Source organism: Phenylobacterium sp. 58.2.17 (genome assembly GCF_026411515.1).
In the GTDB taxonomy this organism is placed as follows: domain Bacteria; phylum Pseudomonadota; class Alphaproteobacteria; order Caulobacterales; family Caulobacteraceae; genus Phenylobacterium.
In genome coordinates, this window is record NZ_JAPMTQ010000012.1 from 53,113 (window position 1) to 70,171 (window position 17,059).

General features: G+C 69.0%; 19 protein-coding genes. 5 read left to right on the forward strand and 14 right to left on the reverse strand.

The features are described from left to right. Positions 1–84: 84 nt before the first annotated feature. Both OUA97_RS10540 and OUA97_RS10545 read right to left on the reverse strand, forming a co-directional pair. Complete coding sequence (locus OUA97_RS10540) at positions 85–1,353, reverse strand: DNA polymerase IV (protein WP_267231844.1); 1,269 nt, start codon at positions 1,351–1,353, stop codon at positions 85–87. Beyond that, positions 1,350–2,243 (reverse strand): ROK family protein, encoded by an 894-nt coding sequence (locus OUA97_RS10545; protein WP_267231845.1) that lies wholly within the window; start codon positions 2,241–2,243, stop codon positions 1,350–1,352. The genes OUA97_RS10540 and OUA97_RS10545 overlap by 4 nt, the downstream gene beginning before the upstream one ends. A 125-nt stretch (positions 2,244–2,368) precedes the next feature. On the opposite strand from OUA97_RS10545, the gene OUA97_RS10550 reads away from it, so the two are divergent. Beyond that, entirely contained in the window at positions 2,369–3,076 is a 708-nt protein-coding gene (locus OUA97_RS10550) for a YceI family protein (RefSeq protein WP_267231846.1), read from the forward strand. Here the strand turns inward: OUA97_RS10550 and OUA97_RS10555 are convergent. Continuing rightward, positions 3,073–3,741: a hypothetical protein gene (locus tag OUA97_RS10555; protein ID WP_323690688.1), complete on the reverse strand. Its 669-nt coding sequence runs from the start codon at positions 3,739–3,741 to the stop codon at positions 3,073–3,075. The two genes, OUA97_RS10550 and OUA97_RS10555, sit on opposite strands and share 4 nt — an antisense overlap. A 110-nt stretch (positions 3,742–3,851) precedes the next feature. Here OUA97_RS10555 and OUA97_RS10560 point away from each other — a divergent pair, with 110 nt between their 5' ends. Both OUA97_RS10560 and OUA97_RS10565 read left to right on the forward strand, forming a co-directional pair. Continuing rightward, the gene (locus tag OUA97_RS10560; RefSeq protein WP_267231847.1) at positions 3,852–4,217 is read left to right on the forward strand and encodes a response regulator; all 366 of its coding nucleotides are present in this window, start codon (positions 3,852–3,854) and stop codon (positions 4,215–4,217) included. A 7-nt stretch (positions 4,218–4,224) separates the two neighbouring features. Beyond that, on the forward strand, positions 4,225–5,589 hold the full coding sequence (locus OUA97_RS10565; protein WP_267231848.1) for a PleD family two-component system response regulator: 1,365 nt from the start codon (positions 4,225–4,227) through the stop codon (positions 5,587–5,589). An 18-nt stretch (positions 5,590–5,607) separates the two neighbouring features. Here the strand turns inward: OUA97_RS10565 and OUA97_RS10570 are convergent, their stop codons facing one another. From OUA97_RS10570 to OUA97_RS10615, 10 genes are all read right to left on the reverse strand, one after another. After that, complete coding sequence (locus OUA97_RS10570) at positions 5,608–5,979, reverse strand: tRNA-binding protein (protein ID WP_267231849.1); 372 nt, start codon at positions 5,977–5,979, stop codon at positions 5,608–5,610. Beyond that, positions 5,957–6,916: a DMT family transporter gene (locus OUA97_RS10575; protein WP_267231850.1), complete on the reverse strand. Its 960-nt coding sequence runs from the start codon at positions 6,914–6,916 to the stop codon at positions 5,957–5,959. Before OUA97_RS10575 ends, OUA97_RS10570 begins: the two co-directional genes overlap by 23 nt. A gap of 45 nt (positions 6,917–6,961) precedes the next feature. After that, on the reverse strand, positions 6,962–7,711 hold the full coding sequence (locus OUA97_RS10580; protein WP_267231851.1) for an AraC family transcriptional regulator: 750 nt from the start codon (positions 7,709–7,711) through the stop codon (positions 6,962–6,964). Positions 7,712–7,833: 122 nt separating this feature from the next. Continuing rightward, positions 7,834–8,001: a 50S ribosomal protein L33 gene (gene rpmG / locus OUA97_RS10585; RefSeq protein WP_183770461.1), complete on the reverse strand. Its 168-nt coding sequence runs from the start codon at positions 7,999–8,001 to the stop codon at positions 7,834–7,836. A 113-nt stretch (positions 8,002–8,114) separates the two neighbouring features. Then, complete coding sequence (locus OUA97_RS10590) at positions 8,115–9,107, reverse strand: FAD:protein FMN transferase (protein ID WP_267231852.1); 993 nt, start codon at positions 9,105–9,107, stop codon at positions 8,115–8,117. After that, on the reverse strand, positions 9,107–9,925 hold the full coding sequence (locus OUA97_RS10595; RefSeq protein WP_267231853.1) for a DUF4198 domain-containing protein: 819 nt from the start codon (positions 9,923–9,925) through the stop codon (positions 9,107–9,109). Before OUA97_RS10595 ends, OUA97_RS10590 begins: the two co-directional genes overlap by 1 nt. Before the next feature lie 11 nt (positions 9,926–9,936). Continuing rightward, entirely contained in the window at positions 9,937–10,452 is a 516-nt protein-coding gene (locus OUA97_RS10600; RefSeq protein WP_267231854.1) for a DUF2271 domain-containing protein, read from the reverse strand. A gap of 11 nt (positions 10,453–10,463) precedes the next feature. Then, positions 10,464–11,141: a PepSY-associated TM helix domain-containing protein gene (locus tag OUA97_RS10605; RefSeq protein ID WP_267231855.1), complete on the reverse strand. Its 678-nt coding sequence runs from the start codon at positions 11,139–11,141 to the stop codon at positions 10,464–10,466. A 101-nt stretch (positions 11,142–11,242) separates the two neighbouring features. Beyond that, entirely contained in the window at positions 11,243–11,959 is a 717-nt protein-coding gene (locus OUA97_RS10610; RefSeq protein ID WP_267231856.1) for an NUDIX hydrolase, read from the reverse strand. A 48-nt stretch (positions 11,960–12,007) separates the two neighbouring features. Next, complete coding sequence (locus tag OUA97_RS10615) at positions 12,008–12,436, reverse strand: EamA family transporter (protein ID WP_267231857.1); 429 nt, start codon at positions 12,434–12,436, stop codon at positions 12,008–12,010. 25 nt (positions 12,437–12,461) lie between these two features. On the opposite strand from OUA97_RS10615, the gene OUA97_RS10620 reads away from it, so the two are divergent. Both OUA97_RS10620 and ybaL read left to right on the forward strand, forming a co-directional pair. Further along, on the forward strand, positions 12,462–13,148 hold the full coding sequence (locus tag OUA97_RS10620; RefSeq protein ID WP_267231858.1) for a phosphatase PAP2 family protein: 687 nt from the start codon (positions 12,462–12,464) through the stop codon (positions 13,146–13,148). Between the two features lie 118 nt (positions 13,149–13,266). Next, positions 13,267–15,231, forward strand: coding sequence for a YbaL family putative K(+) efflux transporter (gene ybaL, locus OUA97_RS10625; RefSeq protein ID WP_267231859.1), 1,965 nt, complete (start codon positions 13,267–13,269; stop codon positions 15,229–15,231). Positions 15,232–15,267: 36 nt separating this feature from the next. Here the strand turns inward: ybaL and OUA97_RS10630 are convergent, their stop codons facing one another. Next, complete coding sequence (locus OUA97_RS10630) at positions 15,268–16,971, reverse strand: acyl-CoA dehydrogenase family protein (RefSeq protein WP_267231860.1); 1,704 nt, start codon at positions 16,969–16,971, stop codon at positions 15,268–15,270. Between the last annotated feature and the right edge of the window lie 88 nt (positions 16,972–17,059).

Below are 17,059 nucleotides of genomic sequence, written 5' to 3' on the forward strand. Positions count from 1 at the left end.
GAAGGGTTGAAATGTCGCCCAAAGGCTCCAACCCGTCTAACCGCGCGTTTTTGTCACCCCGAATGCGGGGGAACATGGCAACCCTCAATCATGGGAGGTGCGTTTCGCCCCCAAGGCCCGACCGGATGTGACCGCGCCGGGGCCGAATCGCGCCCGTAGCTTATCCACGGCGCGTTCCTCGACCAGGGCCTTCTGCTCGGCGCCGGCGAAAAAGTCGTGCTCCACGGCGTCGGCGTCGATCAGGTCGGCGATGCCGATGCCGATCAACCGCCAGGGCCGCCCGTCGGCCTCCTTGGCCAACAGTTCGCGGCCGACGGCGAACAGGGTCTTGGCCGTCTGGGTCGGCACGGGTAGGGCGCGGCGGCGGGTGATGATCTTCAAGTCCGTCCGGCGCAGCTTGAGCGTCACGACCCGGCCGGCGACGCCGCCGGCGCGGGCCTGGCGGGCGACGCGCTCGCAAAGCGGGGCCAGCTTGTCCTCCAGGTCGGACCTGGCGGACAGGTCCTCGTTGAAGGTGGTCTCGGCGCTGATGCCCTTGCGCTCCTCGTTGGGATTGACGGTGCGGTTGTCGCGCCCGTGCGCCAAGTCGTGCAGCCGCAGGCCCTGAGCGCCAAAACGCTGGGCCAGGACCTTGAGGTCGGCGCGGGCCAGGTCGCCGACCTTGCTGAACCCGGCGCCTTCCAGCGACCTGACCATGGCCGGGCCGACGCCGGGGATGATCCCCACCGGTTTCGAGGCCAGGAAATCCTGCGCTTCGGCCGCCCCGATGACCGAGAATCCGCGCGGCTTGTCGAGGTCCGAGGCGATCTTGGCGAGGAACTTGTTGGCGGCCAGGCCGATCGAGACGGTGATGCCGACCTCGGCCTCGATCCTCGCTTGCAGTCGCGCCAGGGTCTCGGCGGGCGGCGCCCCGTGCAGGCGCTGGGTGCCGGAAAGATCCATCCACGCCTCGTCCAGCGACAGCGGCTGCACCAGCGGCGTCAGGTCGCGGACCATCTCCATGATCCGCCGACTTTCGGTCCGGTACTTGGTGAAGTCGGGCTTGAGGATCACCGCCTGGGGGCAGAGCTGGCGGGCCTTGAACATCGGCATCGCCGATCGCACGCCGCTGATGCGGGCGATGTAGCAGCAGGTAGTGACGACCCCCCGCTTGCCGCCGCCGACGATCACCGCCTGGTCGCGCAGGGAAGGGTCGTCGCGCTTCTCCACCGAGGCGTAAAAGGCGTCGCAGTCCACGTGTGCGATGGAGAGCGTCTCGAGCTCGGCGTGGGCCACGATCCGCGGCGAGCCGCAGGCGGGGCAGCGGCGCTCGAACGGGCCGCGCCTGAAGCAGTCGCGGCAGAGGGCGCTCATGGCTGCAGCGGCCACAGCCAGGCCGCACCCCGCACGCCGGACGAATCTCCGTGCATCGCCGGCCGGATGTCGGTCTCGAACTGGTCGGAGAACACCAGTGGCGCAATGGCCGCGGGCAGGCGTTCGTAGAGTTCGCCGACATTCGACATGCCGCCGCCCAGGATGATGACGTCGGGATCCAGCACGTCGCAGACCACCGCCAGGCCGCGCGCCAGACGGTCGACATAGCGGTCGAGCGCCGCGGAGGCCGCGCGTTCGCCGGTCCGCGCCGCGCCGATGATCTGTTCGCCCGAGAGGCCGCCGCCATGGTCCCTGGCGAGCCCGGTTCCCGACACCCAGAGTTCCATGCAGCCGCGTCGCCCGCACCAGCACGAGGGGCCGGGATGCTCGTCGTCGGTCGGCCAGGGCAGGGGCATGTGACCCCACTCTCCGGCGAAGGCGTTGCGGCCCTCCAGGATCGTGCGGTCGACCGCCACGCCGGCGCCGCAGCCGGTGCCGAGGATCGCGGCGAACACCACCCGGTGGGCGGCGCCGGCGCCGTCGGCGGCCTCCGACAACGCCAGGCAGTTGGCGTCGTTGGCGTAGCGGACCGGGCGCTCCAGCACGCGGGCGAGATCGGCCGGGAACGGGTGGCCGTTGAGCTCGGTGGAATTGGCGTTGCGCATCAGGCCGCTGGAGGGTGAAGGCGAGCCCGGCCCGCCCACGCCGACGCTGGCGCCCTTCGCCCCGGCCTGGCGCTCGGCTTCGGCGACAAGCTCGCGCACCGCCTCCAGACCGGCGGCATAGTCGCGCGGCGAGGCTCCGCGCACGCGGGCCTGGAAACGGCCCTGCGCGTCCAGCGCCGCCGCTTCGATCTTGGTGCCGCCGAAATCCACGCCGATCCGGATCATGGGGTCATGGTTTGTTCCGTTTCGTGGTCGGGCGCAATGGGGCCGGGCGGGCGATTTTCGATGGCGCGCGTGATCGTCGGATGCGACGCTCAGTTGTGGCTAGTGCTACTCGGAGGATCGGACCCATGAAGAGAGCCGCCTGGGCGTTCACCGCTCTTGCTGTCGCGGCCTGCTCGCAGCCGCAGGCCGAGAAGAAGGCGGCTGAGCCGCCCCCGTCCACGTCTACGGCCGTCGCGCCGACGGTGCAGAACACCGCACCGCCCGGCGAGTACAAGCTGGACAACACCCACGCCAGCGTCACCTTCCGGGTCGATCACCTGGGGCTCTCCCGCTATACGGCGCGGTTCACCGACATCGCCGGCAAGCTGAACTTCGATCCTGCCAATCCAGCGGCGATGAGCGTGGAGGCGACCGTCGATCCGAAGTCCCTCGAAACCGACTTCCCGCTCGACAAGCCCGACTTCGACGCCGAGTTGACCGGCCCGCAATGGCTGGACGCCGCAAAGTTCCCGGCCATCACCTTCAAGTCGACCAAGGTCGAGCCGACCGGCGCCAACACCGCGAAAGTCACGGGCGACTTCACCCTGCACGGGGTGACCCGGCCGCTGACCCTGGACGCCACGTTCAACGGCGGCTACGCGGCCGGCGGCATGGATCCGTCGGGGGCGCGCATCGGCTTCTCGGCCCAGGGCAAGATCAAGCGCTCCGATTTCGGCGTCTCGTACGGGGTGCCCGCGCCAGGGACCCATTTCGGCGTCGGCGACGAGGTCGAGATCCTCATCGAGACCGAGTTCACCCAGCCTGGCCCGGCCGCCGCCAAGCCGGCAGGCTAGAAGACGGCCGCCTCGATCGCTTCGCGCAGCGCCCGCCAGTCATCGATTCGGGTGTGGCGTTCCGGCGCGGTCGGGGCCAGCGGCTGCAGCCGCGGATCGGCGACCATCTGGAAGCGGTTCACGCCGGGCGCGCTCTCGGCCACCGAGTCGAGATTGGAGATCAGGTCGTCGATGAAGGCGGCCCTCGCGGCGACCTGCCGCGCCATCAGGGCGGCGACCGGCCCCTTGGGACCGGTGTTGAGCACCAGCGGGTAATCCATGCCGTGCCGGCCCAGCCACCGGGCCCGCGCCATGCGGGCCGGCCCCGGCGCATTGGTCAGGATCACCACATTGGCTCGCTGGGACAGCGCGCGCAGCGCCTCTGGTCCGCCGGGGGCCGGTTCCATGTCGCCGCAGCCGAGGCGGAAGAAGTCGTCGAAGTGGATGCGGCCTTCCTCGACCGGCAGATGCTGGGATTCGCCCGGGCGATAGATGTTCTGAAACAGCGCGAAGCGGTCGACGCGGAACTCCAGCCCGCGCCCCTCCAGGAACCGGCCGAAGCCCTGCATGAACAGGCCCAGCACCTCGTCCACGTCGACCAGCAGCAGCGGACGGGCGGGATCGACGCCCAGGTCCAGCAGGTTGGGCGCCCGCGGCGGCGGCAGTTGAGGTGAAACGCTGGCCAAGAAGCTCTCCGGTGCGACTAACGCGAGTTTAAGGATATCCGTGGGATTAACGATCCAAAGGTGGGGGCAGCGGTCGATTCGTGGGCTCTCGAAGCATCGTCGAGACGAAAATGGCCAAGAAGGTCCTCATCGTCGAGGATAACGAGCTGAACATGAAGCTGTTTCATGATCTGCTCGATGCCCAAGGCTACGAAACCCTGCAGACCCGGGAAGGGCTGCAGGCGCTTGCGTTGGCGCGCGAGCATCGTCCCGATCTGATCTTGATGGACATCCAGCTGCCCGAGATCTCCGGACTGGAGGTCACCAAGTGGCTGAAGGAGGACGACGACCTCGCCGCGATTCCGGTCGTGGCGGTGACGGCGTTCGCCATGAAGGGCGATGAGGAACGTATTCGCGAAGGCGGCTGCGAGGCTTATCTGTCGAAACCCATTTCGGTGTCGCACTTTCTCGATACCATCCGGCGATTGTTGAGCTAGTTCGCCCATGTCCGCCCGCATTCTCGTCGTCGACGACATCGAAGCCAACGTGCGCCTGCTGGAAGCCAAGCTGACGGCGGAATACTACGATGTCCTGACGGCCAGCGACGGGCCGACCGCCCTGGCCATTGCGGCCAAGGAAAAGCCCGACATCGTCCTGCTGGACGTCATGATGCCGGGCATGGACGGCTTCCAGGTCTGTCGCCGTCTGAAGGATGATCCGGAGACGCGCCATGTGCCGGTGGTGCTGGTCACCGCCCTGGACGGCCGCGCCGACCGCATCGCCGGGCTGGAGTCCGGCGCTGATGAATTCCTGACCAAGCCCATCGACGACGTCCTGCTGTTCGCCCGTGTGCGCAGCCTGACCCGCTTGAAGATGGTGATCGACGAACTTCGCGACCGCGAGGCCTCGGGCCGGCGCATGGGCGTCATCGCCGGCGCCGCCTCGCGCCTGGGCGGGACGGGGGGGCGGATCCTCATCGTCGACGATCACGAACGCCAGGCTCAGCGCGTGGCCACCGAACTGGCCATCGAGCACCGACCGGTGATCGAGGCCGATCCCGAAAAGGCGCTGATGACCGCCAAGGGGCCGGTCGACCTGATCATCGTCAACGCCACGGCGCGCGCCTTCGACGGCCTGCGCTTCGCCGCCCAGCTGCGCTCGGACGAGGCGACGCGCCACCTTCCGGTGCTGGCGGTGGTGGATTTCGATGAGCGGTCGCGGCTGGTGAAGGCGCTGGAGATCGGCGTCAACGACATCCTGCCCAAGCCGATCGACCCGCAGGAGCTGGCCGCACGCGCCCGCACGCAGATCCGGCGTAAGCGCTACACCGACTATCTGCGTGACAACCTCGATCACTCCCTCGAGCTGGCCGTCACCGATCAGCTCACCGGCCTGCACAACCGGCGCTACATGACCGGCCAGCTCGAGGCGCTGGTGCGCCGGGCGACCCATGGCGGCGATCCGGTGGCCTGCCTGCTGATCGACATCGACCACTTCAAGAAGATCAACGACGGCTACGGCCACGACGTCGGCGACGAGGTCCTGCGTGAGTTCGCCGTGCGGCTGGCCTCCAACGTCCGGGCCATCGACCTGCCGTGCCGCTACGGCGGCGAAGAGTTCGTCGTGGTGATGCCCGACACCAAGCTGGAAGACGCCGAGCGGATCGCCGAGCGGATTCGTCTGCATGTCGCCGGCTCGCCCTTCCGGGTGAAGGGCGGGAGCGAGCTGCTGACGGTCACGATCTCGGTCGGCGTCGCGGCCACCCTGGGTGAGGGGGACAAGCCCGAGGCCCTGCTGAAGCGCGCCGACGAGGCCGTCTACGAGGCCAAGGCTCACGGCCGCAACAAGGTGGTCGCCCGGGCAGCGTGACGCGGCCTGCCGAAGCGGTCACGCCAGTCGCGCGCCTCTGGGAACCGCTGACATCGGCGCGGCCAGCACGATGTGGCCGTCCTGGTCGGGAAAGCCCAGGACCAGCACTTCGGAGCGGACCGGGCCGATCTGGCGCGGCGGGAAATTCACCACCGCCATCACCTGGCAGCCGACGAGCTCCTCAAGCGTGTAGCGCCCCGTGATCTGGGCCGAGCTCTTCTTGACGCCGATCGCGGGGCCGAAATCGATGGCCAGTCGGTAGGCCGGCTTGCGGGCCTCCGGGAACGGCTCGGCCGAGACGATCACCCCGGCGCGGATGTCCACCTTGGCGAAGTCGTCGAAGACGATCTGCGCGGCCGCAGGTTCGTCAGGCGTACTGGTCTTGTGCATGGGAAGCTCCTTGGCGCTGGCGGTGCGCCGAAACACAGGTGACGACGCTGGCGACCATCAGGACGATGGCGGCGAGTTCGGCGGCGGTCGGCCAGCGCTGCTCCCACAGGAAGCCGTAGAGCAGGGCGAACAGCGTCTCGAACAGGATCATCTGACCGACCAGGGTGAGCGGCAGCAGCCGGCTGGCGCGGTTCCAGAGGGCGTTGCCGACAATGGAGGCGAAGATCGCGACGCCGGCCGAGACGGCGACAAAGCCGATCCACTCGTCGGAAGCGTGCGCGCTCGCGCCGATTAGCGCCGCCGGGATTGCCAGGACGATCGCCTGGGCCCCTGTCGCTACGCCGGTCAGCAGGCTCCAGTCGTGGGCGGAGACGTGTTGCATTCGTGCCAGCCAGCGGCCGTTCCAGACCGCATAGGCCGTCCAGGAGCCCAGCGCGCCGATCGCACAGGCCAGGCCGATGATGGCCTTGGTTTCCGAGCTTGGCGCGGCGGCGTCCATCGATTGCCAGGCGATGCAGGCGACGCCGCCGGCGCCCATGACCAGCGAAGGGATGAGCCGTCGCAGCGCGACCGCGCCGTGGTCGCGGCTGCCGATCACCGTCACCGCGACAGGCAGGAAGCCGATCACGACCGAGGTCATGGCTACCCCGCCCATCTGCACGGCGCTGGCTAGCAGGACGTAGTAGAGGGTGTTGCCCAGCACGCTGAGCCACGACAGCGCGAACCATTCACGCCGGCCGACCGCGGCGCTGACCGTGCGCCAACGCGGCGCCAGCAAGGCGGCGGCGATGGCGCCGTAGGCTAGGTAGCGTCCCGCGGCCAGTTGCAGCGGCGTGAATTCCGCGGCCAGCTCCGGCGCCAGGAACACCAGGCCCCAGAGCGCGCCGGCGGCCATCCCGCATCCGACGCCCAGCAATGTCCGGCTCTGTCCTGTCATGCGGCAGGCCATTGCCATGGAACGAGCGTGCGGTCTTGGCCGAGGCTACTGCGTTTTGGTCCGCGTCTCGCGTTCCTGCCGCCGATAGGCCGCCGGGGTCATGCCGGTGGCGCGGCGCATCGCCCGGGTGAGCGCGCTCTGGTCGGCATAGCCGCAGCGATGGGCGATTTCGGCGATCGACACGGGAGAGGTCGCTAGCCAATTGCGGGCCTGGCGCAGCCGCACCTCGCCGAGCCAGGCGCGCGGGCTCGCGCCCAGCTCGGCCTGGAACAGGGCGTGGAGGCGGCTGACGCTGACGGCGGCGCGCTCGGCCATGGCCGCGGCCGTCCAGGGCCGGGCTGGATCGGCCTCGATCTCGGCGGCCAGGCGAGCCAGCCGCGAGGCGGCGCTGGCCGGCGCCTGGCCCAGTGCGTCGATCAGCAGCGGCGTCCAGAGCGCCGCCGTGGCGGGCGTGGCGCGACCCTCGCCGATCATCAGGCCCATATAGTCGATCAGCTTGGTCGCGGCGGGGGTCAGGTTCACGAACGGGGCCCGAGCGAGCCGTTCGGCCACCTGCGGCGCCAGATGAGCCAGGTGCAGATCCACGATCACCGAGCGATTGGCCATCCGGCTCATGGTCGAGTGCCGCGTCCCGGCCAAAACAAAGGCGGCGCGTCCGGACGCCAGGCGTTCGCCCTTACCGTCGATGTCCAGCTCCAGTGCGCCGCTGAGCGGCAGCACCAACTGGTCGAAGCTGTGGCTGTCGGGGCCGTTGTCTTCGGCGTAACTGCGGATGCTGAGATCCAGGGGCGTCATGCCCGCATTCTAGCCGATGAGGCGAGGCGGCGACATGCGGAGGCGCTCCCGTCGAGCGCACAACGAAAAACGCCCGGCCAGACGGCCGGGCGCTTTCACAGACTGGAGAGTCTGGGGAAGGCTTATTTGATCTTGCCTTCTTTGAACTCGACATGCTTGCGCACGATCGGGTCGTACTTGTTCATGACCAGCTTTTCGGTCTTGGTGCGGGCGTTCTTCTTGGTGACGTAGAAGTAGCCGGTGTCAGCCGACGAGTTCAGGCGGATCTTGATGGAGGCGGGCTTCGCCATGGTCGGTCCTCGCGGGGCCGGTCGGACCGGCAGGTGTTCTAAAGAGCCGCGGACAATACGAATCTCGAACCCAAAGTCAATGCGGCCTTGGGAAAATCCGCGAGTGTCCTGGCTCAGGCCAGCATCGCCTGGAAGGCGGGGGTGACGATTTCGCGCAATCCGCCGCCATTGTCCACCAGAAGATAGGCTGCGACGCCATGTTCGATGGCGAACGCGGGGCCTTCGTCGGGGCCAAGAACTCCGATCGCGGTGCAAAGCGCGTCGGCGTCGACGCAGTCTTGAGCGACGACGCTGATTGAGCGTAGGCCGTTGGACGTAGGGCGGCCCGTGCGCGGGTCGAGCGTGTGGCTGTAGCGCGCGCCGTCATGGTCGATGAAGCGCTGATAATCCCCTGAGGTGGCGAGCGACAGCCCATGCAGGGCCACGCGAATCGGCCCCCCAGGCAGGCTCTCGCCCGGCGGCGCGGCGATGTCGGCGAGCCAGGGCTGGCCGTCGGGCTTGACGCCGGCGCCGCGCAGTTCGCCGCCGATCTCGACGAGATGATCCATCAGGCCCAGATGCGAAAGGGCCCGGGAGACCTCGTCCACCCCGAAGCCCTTGGCGATGCCCGAAAGGTCGAGATGCAGACCCCCGGGCTGGAACATGCGCGCGCCGTCGCGGGCCAGCCGGTCCCAGCCGCACTCGGCCCTGGCCCCCTCCAGTTCGGCCTCGGTCGGCGGGGGCGTCGGACCGGCGGGTCCGAAGCCCCAGAGGTCGACGAGCCGCCCGGCGGTGGGGTCGAAGGCGCCGCCGCTCAGTTCGGCCCAGTGCAGGGCGCGGTCCATCACGTGCCGGAAGCCCGGCGCGAGATCCAGCCAGCCGCCAGCGTCGGCGCGGTTGAACTGCGAGATATGGGAGTTGGGCTCCCAGTTGCTCATCTGGGCGACGAGGCCGTTCAGCAGGCCCTGGATCTGGGCCGGGACCGCCGTGAGATCGAGCCCCGCCGGCGCGAACGCCTTGACGTTCCACGCCACGCCCATGGTCGGGCCGGCGAAGGCGACCGGGCGCTCGCCGCGGGCCTGCAGGCCGAGCGGCGAGAGCTCCAGCGGTACGGCGACCCGGCTCATCAGTCGGGCAGGACTTCCAGCGTCGTCACGTAGGCGGCGCTGCGCTCGGCGCCCGGAATGCTGCTCTGGCCGCCCCGGACGGAGGCTTCCAGCCAGTACATTCCGGCCCTCGGCCAGTTCACCGTGAAGGCGCCGTCGGCGCCGGTCGTGAGCTTCAGCTCGGTGGTCTTGCCAGCGTAGCGGTTGCCGCCGGCGACGACCTCGACCTCGACATTGGCGGCGGGCTTGCCGTCGATGACCAGCTTGAAGGTGGCCGGCTCGCTGGCCACCAGGTCGTTCGGGTGGGTGACCGGGTCGAGTTCCAACCCCTTGCCGGTCAGCTTAAGGGCTTCCTTGGTGGGCGAACCGCGGGTGGCGAAGACTTCCAGGCGCCGGGCGTTTTCCATGATCTTGACGTCGGTGGCGTCCTTCGGGATCGCGGTCGCCAGGTCGGCGGCCGAGCCACGCCAGCGCTTCTGCTCGCCGCCTTGCTTGTAGGAGGCGCCGACGCCGTCGCTCACATTGGCGATCTTGTAGGTGCCGGGCTGGCTCAGCTGCACGTCGAAGGTGCTGCGGTACTTGCCGGTTGCGCCGTTCTTGATCTCGCCCTTCGAGCCGTCCGGCGCGATGACCGAGATGCCGTCGAGGCGCATCGGCACGTGATCGAAATAGAAGAGGTCGTTGGAGACCGCGGCGTCGACCGTGATCCAGGGATCGTTGCCCGACAGCACGGTGGCCGAGGGGAGGAGCCACTGGCGGTGCGCGCTGGCGGCGGCCGGGATCGCCAGGATGGCGACGACGGAGACGGCGGCCAGGGCGCCGCGGCGGATCATGTGCATGCTTGTATCCTCTACGGCTTGACGGTGACGCTCACGGCGCCGAGTTCGCTGGTTCCCTTGGCGGAGGAGGTCGCGCGGGCCTTGGGCGGCCATTGGAACGGGGCGCGGACCACCTCGACGCCGCCGACTTCGCGGGCGGCCTCGACCACCAGGTTGTATTGGCCGGCCGGCAGCTTGCCGAGCGGGGCTGCGCCGCCCTTGAACACCACCTGGTGTTTGCCCGGCGCGCGGGTCGCGGCGCTGATGCCGTCAGCGGGCAGGCTCATGTCCCGGCCGGCGCGGCGCCACCACTGGCGCATGTCCTTCAGCCATTTCTGGCCTTCCTGGTTCTTCAGCTTGACGTCGTACCAGACGGCCAGGGTCTTCACCGCGGTCTTATCGGGATTCTCGATCCAGACGGCGACGTAGGGACGGTGGTACTCGGCGACCGTCAGCCGCGGGATCTCCAGGTTCAGCTCCAGGTCCGCCGCCAGGGCGGGGCCCGCCATCAGGCCGGTGAAGGCGGCGGTATAGATCGGCAGACGCATGGGGGCTCCGGTCAGTGAACAAAGATCAGGACAAGGATCAGCGGCACGGCGAGGCCCAAGCCAACCAGTGGCCAGGTGATCTTGCGCGCCCGCGAATGCAGCTGCAGCAGCACCAGTCCGGTGATGCAGAAGACCACGCAGCCGATGGCGAAGATGTCGAGGAACAGGCTCCAGGCCGTCCCCGTGTTGCGACCTTTGTGCAGGTCGTTGAGGTAGGCGACCGGGCCGCGGCTGGTGCTCTCGTGGACGACCGCGCCGTCGCCGGCGTCGAAGGTCACCCAGCCGTCGCCGCCGGGGCGGGGGAGGGACACATAGGCTTCCGCGTCCGTCCACTCGATGGTGGCGGCCTTGGGCGCCTTGACGCCCATTTCCTTGGCCAGCCAGGCCCGGATCGGATCGGGCAGGGAGCCTTGCTCAGCCTGGGCCGCCTTGGCGATGCTCAGCAGTTCGGCAGGAAGCTGGCCCTCGGCCTCGACCGTCTGGGGTTTGGCCTCGATGGCGCCGGCGTGGTTGAGCGTGATGCCGGTGATCGCGAACAGCAGCATCCCAAGCAGGCAGACCGCGGCGCTGATCCAGTGCCACTGAACCATCTGGCGCATCAGGGCGGCGCGGCGCTGGGCCTTACGCTTGGCCTTGGCCTTTTCCACGTCGATGGCCGCCTTGGCGTCCACGAGCTCCGAAGCCGACAAGATGCTGATCCCCGCAAGTGCTGATAGTAGGTCGCACTATCAAGGGGCGGTTCTCAACGCAAGTTAGTTGAGAACAATTCGCATTTGAAATGTTCCGGCGTCTAGAGGTGGCTCAGCCGGGTGGCGCCAGCCCCAAAGCGCATGAACGGCCGCGGGCGGTCGGGATCGTCCAGTCGATGGATCGCCTCTTCGATGACCATGCGGGTGACCGAAGGCAACGGCAGGGCGATGGCCTCGTCGAAGTCGACCCAGGCGATCTCTTCCAGTTCCCCGCAATCGGGCTTGCGCTCCAGGCTGATCAGCCGCTCGGCGTCGGCCATCAGGAACCAGGTGTCGAACCGCTTGGCCAGCATCGGCGGGGTGACCGCGCGGGCCACGATCTCCAGCGCCTCCAGGTCCGGGGCCGCGCCCTCGGCGGCGAACTCTCGCCAGGGACCGGCCAGCGGGCGGACAGGCGCTTGCTTGGCCAGCAGCAGTCCGGCTTCCTCGAAGGTCTCGCGGATGGCGGTCAGGGCCAGGGCGCGGCCGCGGTTCATTGGGATATGCGCCTCGAAACGGGCGGCGACGTCGGGGCGCAGATCGGTCGCGAACGGCGCGCGGAAATCGCTGCGGTCGATCCGCCCGCCCGGGAACACCCAGAGGTTCGGCATGAAGTCGTGGCCGCTATGGCGTTTGCCCATCAGCACCTGCGGCTTCTGGCGGTCGCGGCGCACGATGATCAGGGTCGCGGCGTTGCGCGGCTTCACCGCCCGGGCGCCGGGGGGCCGCATGCGCCCGCCTTCAGGGGCGCGGTTGGTCGGAACAACGGTCGTGGTCATGAAACAACTGTATGACCCGATCTGAGTCCTGGGAACGGCGACGTAACGTCAACCTCCCCACGCGACCAGCGCCGCGCCGGCTGCGATCAGCGCCACGCCCGCCCAGCCGGCGGCCGACAGCCGCTCGCCCAGGAAGATCGCGGCGAACACGGCGACCAGCACGACGCTCAGCTTGTCAATCGGCGCCACCCGCGCTGCGTCGCCCAGTTTCAGAGCCCGGAAGTAGCAGAGCCAGGACAGCCCCGTCGCCGCGCCCGAGAGGATCAGGAACAGGTAGGTCCGCGGCGTGACTTCGCCGGCCGGTCGCCAGGCGCCGGTCGCCGCGACGACTCCGGCGGCGATCGCCAGGATCACCAGCGTGCGGATCAAGGTGGCGTAGTCGGAGTTGATGTTCTCCACTCCGACCTTGGCGAACACCGCCGTCAAGGCCGCGAACGCCGCCGACAGCAAAGCCCAAAGCTGCCATGAAGACGTCATCGACCTCACCCCTTGCGAACACAGCATGATCGAACGCCTGAAATCCCTGATCGGCAAGTTGGAGACCCGCACCCTGGTGCTGCTGGTGGCGCTGGCCGGGACGCCCTGGCTGTTCCTGAAAGTGGCCGGGGAGGTGTCCGATGGGGAGACCGAAGCCCTCGACCGACGGCTGCTGCTAGCGCTGCGGACTCCTGGCCGGCCCTCCGATCCGCTCGGCCCGCACTGGCTGGAGGAGGCGGTTCGCGACATCACCGCTCTCGGCGGCTTCACCTTCCTGACCCTGCTGACCATCGTGGCGACGCTGCTGCTGATCTTTCACCAGCGCCGGCGCGAGGCGCTGATCTTCGTCGCCACGGTGATCGCCGCCCAGGCGTCGAGCCAGTTGCTGAAGGCGTTCTACGAGCGCGAGCGGCCCGCCCTGGTGGCGCATGGCAGCTATGTCTATTCGCACAGCTTTCCGTCGGGACATTCGGCCATGGCCGCGGCGGTGTTCCTGATCCTGGCGACCGTCGCAGCCAGCGTCGAAGCGCGCCGGCGCACCAAGGCGCTGATCTACGGGGTGGCGGTGAGCGGGGTGCTCGCGGTGGGGATCAGCCGCGTTTATCTCGGCGTTCATTGGCCAACCGACGTGCTCGGCGGCTGGGCCCTCGGGGCCAGCTGGGCGCTGGCCGCCTGGCTGCTGCTGGCGCTGGCCGGCCCCCGCCAAGGCTGACGACGGCGCAGGTGATGACGCCGATGTGTCCGGCGCGCGTATTCATTTCTGGTTGATCTGAGGCTCTGCGGCCGCAATTTCCACGGTGGGAACCCCCTGAAACTCACCACGGAGGCACATGCCCCATCATACCCCGCTGATCGCCACCATCGTCGCCGGCCTCGTCGTCGCTTTCGCCCTCGGCACGCTCGCCCAGCGCCTGAGGCTTTCTCCATTGGTGGGCTACCTGTTGGCAGGGGTGATCGTCGGGCCGTTTACGCCCGGCTATGTGGCCGATCAGAAGATCGCCAACGAACTGGCCGAGATCGGCGTCATCCTGCTGATGTTCGGGGTGGGGTTGCACTTCTCGGTCAAGGACCTGATGGCGGTGCGCAAAATCGCCGTGCCGGGCGCGCTGGCCCAGATGGCGGTCGCGACGATCCTCGGGATCGCCCTGTCGGCGCTGCTCGGTTGGCCGCTGATCTCGGGTCTGGTGTTCGGCCTGGCGTTGTCGGTGGCCTCGACGGTGGTGCTGCTGCGCGCGCTGCAGGAGCGGCGGCTGGTCCAGACCGAACGCGGCAAGATCGCCGTCGGCTGGCTCATCGTGGAAGATCTGGCCATGGTCCTGGCCCTGGTGCTGTTGCCGGCGCTGGCCGGCGCGATGAAGGCCGGGGAAGGGGCGGCTGACCCGCTCACTGCCTGGGGGGTGCCGCTGGGCCTGACCCTTCTGAAAGTCGGCGGCTTCGTCGCCTTCATGCTGATCGTCGCCCGACGCGCGGTGCCGTGGCTGTTGCACTATGTGGCCCACACCGGTTCGCGCGAACTTTTCAGGCTGGCGGTGTTCGCGATCGCCCTGGGCGTGGCGTTCGGCGCGGCGATGCTGTTCGGGGTCTCGTTCGCCCTCGGCGCCTTCTTCGCGGGCATGATCCTCGCCGACTCCGAACTAAGCCACCGGGCGGCCGAAGAGACCCTGCCATTGCGCGACGCCTTCGCCGTGCTCTTCTTCGTGTCGGTCGGGATGCTGTTCAACCCGTTCGTGGTGCTGGCCAATCCGCTCACCGTGCTGGCGGTGCTGGCCATCGTCATCATCGGCAAGTCGCTGGCCGCCTATGCGATCCTCAAGCTGTTCAAGCGATCCGACACGACGGCGATTACGGTCGCCGCCAGCCTGGCCCAGATCGGGGAATTCTCATTCATTCTCGCAGGCCTGGGGGTCGATCTTCAGATCCTGCCGCGAGAGGGCCGCGACCTGATCCTCGCCGGCGCCATCATCTCGATCATGCTGAACCCGCTGATCTTCGCGGTGGCTCTGCGTACGCCCAAGACCGCGCCTGTGGAGCCGGCGGCCCCGATGCCCGCGGCGCCGGAGCCGGAGCCTGCCAACGACCTGTCGCCTACTGCGCTCAGCGGTCACATCGTCGTCGTCGGCTACGGCCGCGTCGGCCAGGCGGTGAGCGCCGGCCTGAAGAGCCAGGCCAAGCCGTTCGTGCTTGTCGAGGCCGAGCCCGAGTTCGCCGCCAAGGCCGCCGCGGAAGGCTATGAGGTGATCATCGGCTCGGCGGTCGAACCGCGCGTGCTGGAGGCCGCCGGGGTTCTACGCGCAGCCCGCATGTACGTGGCGGTGTCCGACGGCTTCGAGTGCGGCGGCGTGGTCGATCACGCGCGCAAGGCCAACGCCCTGCTTGAGATCATCGCCCGCGCCCACACCGACGCCGAGGCCGCCCACCTGATCGCCCATGGCGCCGACCGGGTGGTGATGGGCGAGGCCGAGATCGCCCGCGGTATGCTGGAGGACGAGAGCGCCGCCGCCGAGCCGGCCGGCGAGGTGGTCGAGTTCGCCGCGGGGGCGCCGCGGCTGCTGATTCTGGATGACGCCGAGCGAGCCGTCCTGGCGGCGGTCCGCAGCTTCGACATCTGGCCTGGAGAGGCGATTTCCTGGGCGGCGGTGCACGAGGCGGCGGTGCTGCGCGGCAACAATCCCGAGCGCCTCGAACACGCCTGGGAAACCCTGCGCGCCAAGGACTGCCTGCGCGACCTCGACCAGGACCGCCTCACCCTGACCAAGCAGGGCTTCCTGGCCGCGCTGCAGCCGGCCGCCGCCTAGAGCCACTCCCGATCTGTCTGGATCGGAAATGGCGCATCAGTCTTTGAGTTTAGCGTCCGCGCCGGGATCGGCCAGCAGCGGCGCCAGGTCGGGATCCTCGGCCGGCGTCGCCGCCAGAGGATCGCTCGGCAGGACACGGTGGGTCAGGACCGCGCGCGCCAGCGCCAGGCGGTGGGGCGCCGCGAGCCTCTTGGCCTCCCAGGCCAGAGCGGCGGCGGAGGTGAGGTGATAGAGGGCGCTGGCCGCCTGCCGCGTCTGGGCGACGTCGTCCTGCGCGGCCTCCGCCAGGGCGATGGCGCGGTCGAGCGCCGGCAGCAGCTCGGCGGGCGCGTCGCTGTCGTCGCAGAGGCCGGCGACATGGGCGCGCAGCACCGGCAGCGAGCCTTCGCGCTGGGCGGCGCGGATCACGTCCAGAGCGACGATGTTGCTGGTGCCCTCCCAGATGCTGCCCAGGTGGGCGTCGCGCACCAGCCGCGCGTCCGACCATTCCTCAATGTAGCCGCACCCCCCACGCACCTCCATGGCGTCGCCGGTCACCTTTCGGGCGTCACGGCAGGCGCGGAACTTGATCAGCGGGGTCAGGATGCGCAGCAGCGGATAGGCGCCTTCGTCGCCGCCGTCGGAGCGGCGCAGCGCTTCGGCGGTCTGGAACATCATGCTGCGCGCCTGCTCGGCGGGCACGACCATCTTCAACAGTTGGCGGCGCATCAGCGGCATCTCGATCAGCCGCTTGCCGAACGCCTCGCGGCGATGGGCGATGTAGAGCGCTTCGGTGCTGGCCCGCCGCATCAGCCCGGCCGCCCGCACCCCGTTGGATAGCCGCGAGTTGTTGACCATGTCGGCCATCTGTTTGAAGCCGGCGCCGGGATCGCCGACCAACCAGGCCGTGGCGCCGTCCAGCGAGATCTCGCCGCTGGCCATCGACTTGGTGCCCAGCTTGTCCTTCAGCCGTACGATCCGATAGCGATTGGCGGTTCCGTCGGGGAGGGTGCGCGGCAGCAGGAACAGCGAGACGCCCTTCAAGCCCGGCTCGCCGTCCTCCCGCCGGGCCAGCACCATGGCCAGTTCGGCGTCGGCGTTGGAGCAGAACCATTTTTCGCCGTGCAGCGCCCAGGTCCCGTCGGCCTGCGGCGAGGCGGTCACGGCCGTCGCCCCGACGTCGGAACCCGCGCCCTGTTCGGTCATGAACATCGCGCCCTGGTTCAGGACGTCCAGGTCCTGGCTGGTGAGCGCGGGTAGGTAGCGGGCGATCAGCTCCTCCGAGCCGAACTTGCGCAGCGTTCTGGTCAGGCTGTCGGTCATGCTGACTGGGCAGCAGAGGCCGAATTCGGCCTGCACGAACAGATAGGTGATCACGTACTTGGCGGCGGCCGGCATGGCGGCGTCCCAGCCCAGCACCCCGGGCCGGTGCGACAGCGCCGCCAGGCCGTAGTCGCCGAAGGCCGTCTGCTCCAGCCGACGATAGGCGGGATGATAGTCGATGCTCTGCGCGTCCTCGCCGCGTCGGGTGCGCGCGCGCAGCACCGGCGGGTTGTGGTCGGCGACGCTGGCCAGTTCGTCCAGTTCGCCCCCTGCGAGGGCGCCGAGACGATCGAGGTGCGGCTGCAGGTGGCCGGCAAGCCCGCCGGGCAGATACAGCTCAGCCAGCTTCTGCAGATCCGGGTCGGCGCGAAAAAGGTTGAGGCCGCGGCTGTCGGGAACCGCCTGGGCGCCGGTCGGCGGGGCTGGGCTTTCGTACATCGCGTCCCTCCTTGATCTTTGGCGGGAGCTTAGCGCATCGCGCGCGCTTTCATCGCCTGCGAAGGCGCCGTTTCAACGGCGCCGGCCG

Excerpts from the sequence above, each read along its gene's own strand:
- OUA97_RS10540 (WP_267231844.1), bottom strand. The coding sequence starts at position 1,353 with ATGAGCGCCCTCTGCCGCGACTGCTTCAGGCGCGGCCCGTTCGAGCGC.
- OUA97_RS10545 (WP_267231845.1), bottom strand. The coding sequence starts at position 2,243 with ATGATCCGGATCGGCGTGGATTTCGGCGGCACCAAGATCGAAGCGGCG.
- OUA97_RS10550 (WP_267231846.1), top strand. The coding sequence starts at position 2,369 with ATGAAGAGAGCCGCCTGGGCGTTCACCGCTCTTGCTGTCGCGGCCTGC.
- OUA97_RS10560 (WP_267231847.1), top strand. The coding sequence starts at position 3,852 with ATGGCCAAGAAGGTCCTCATCGTCGAGGATAACGAGCTGAACATGAAG.
- OUA97_RS10565 (WP_267231848.1), top strand. The coding sequence starts at position 4,225 with ATGTCCGCCCGCATTCTCGTCGTCGACGACATCGAAGCCAACGTGCGC.
- OUA97_RS10570 (WP_267231849.1), bottom strand. The coding sequence starts at position 5,979 with ATGCACAAGACCAGTACGCCTGACGAACCTGCGGCCGCGCAGATCGTC.
- OUA97_RS10575 (WP_267231850.1), bottom strand. The coding sequence starts at position 6,916 with ATGACAGGACAGAGCCGGACATTGCTGGGCGTCGGATGCGGGATGGCC.
- OUA97_RS10580 (WP_267231851.1), bottom strand. The coding sequence starts at position 7,711 with ATGACGCCCCTGGATCTCAGCATCCGCAGTTACGCCGAAGACAACGGC.
- rpmG (WP_183770461.1), bottom strand. The coding sequence starts at position 8,001 with ATGGCGAAGCCCGCCTCCATCAAGATCCGCCTGAACTCGTCGGCTGAC.
- OUA97_RS10590 (WP_267231852.1), bottom strand. The coding sequence starts at position 9,107 with ATGAGCCGGGTCGCCGTACCGCTGGAGCTCTCGCCGCTCGGCCTGCAG.
- OUA97_RS10595 (WP_267231853.1), bottom strand. The coding sequence starts at position 9,925 with ATGCACATGATCCGCCGCGGCGCCCTGGCCGCCGTCTCCGTCGTCGCC.
- OUA97_RS10600 (WP_267231854.1), bottom strand. The coding sequence starts at position 10,452 with ATGCGTCTGCCGATCTATACCGCCGCCTTCACCGGCCTGATGGCGGGC.
- OUA97_RS10610 (WP_267231856.1), bottom strand. The coding sequence starts at position 11,959 with ATGACCACGACCGTTGTTCCGACCAACCGCGCCCCTGAAGGCGGGCGC.
- OUA97_RS10615 (WP_267231857.1), bottom strand. The coding sequence starts at position 12,436 with ATGACGTCTTCATGGCAGCTTTGGGCTTTGCTGTCGGCGGCGTTCGCG.
- OUA97_RS10620 (WP_267231858.1), top strand. The coding sequence starts at position 12,462 with ATGATCGAACGCCTGAAATCCCTGATCGGCAAGTTGGAGACCCGCACC.
- ybaL (WP_267231859.1), top strand. The coding sequence starts at position 13,267 with ATGCCCCATCATACCCCGCTGATCGCCACCATCGTCGCCGGCCTCGTC.
- OUA97_RS10630 (WP_267231860.1), bottom strand. The coding sequence starts at position 16,971 with ATGTACGAAAGCCCAGCCCCGCCGACCGGCGCCCAGGCGGTTCCCGAC.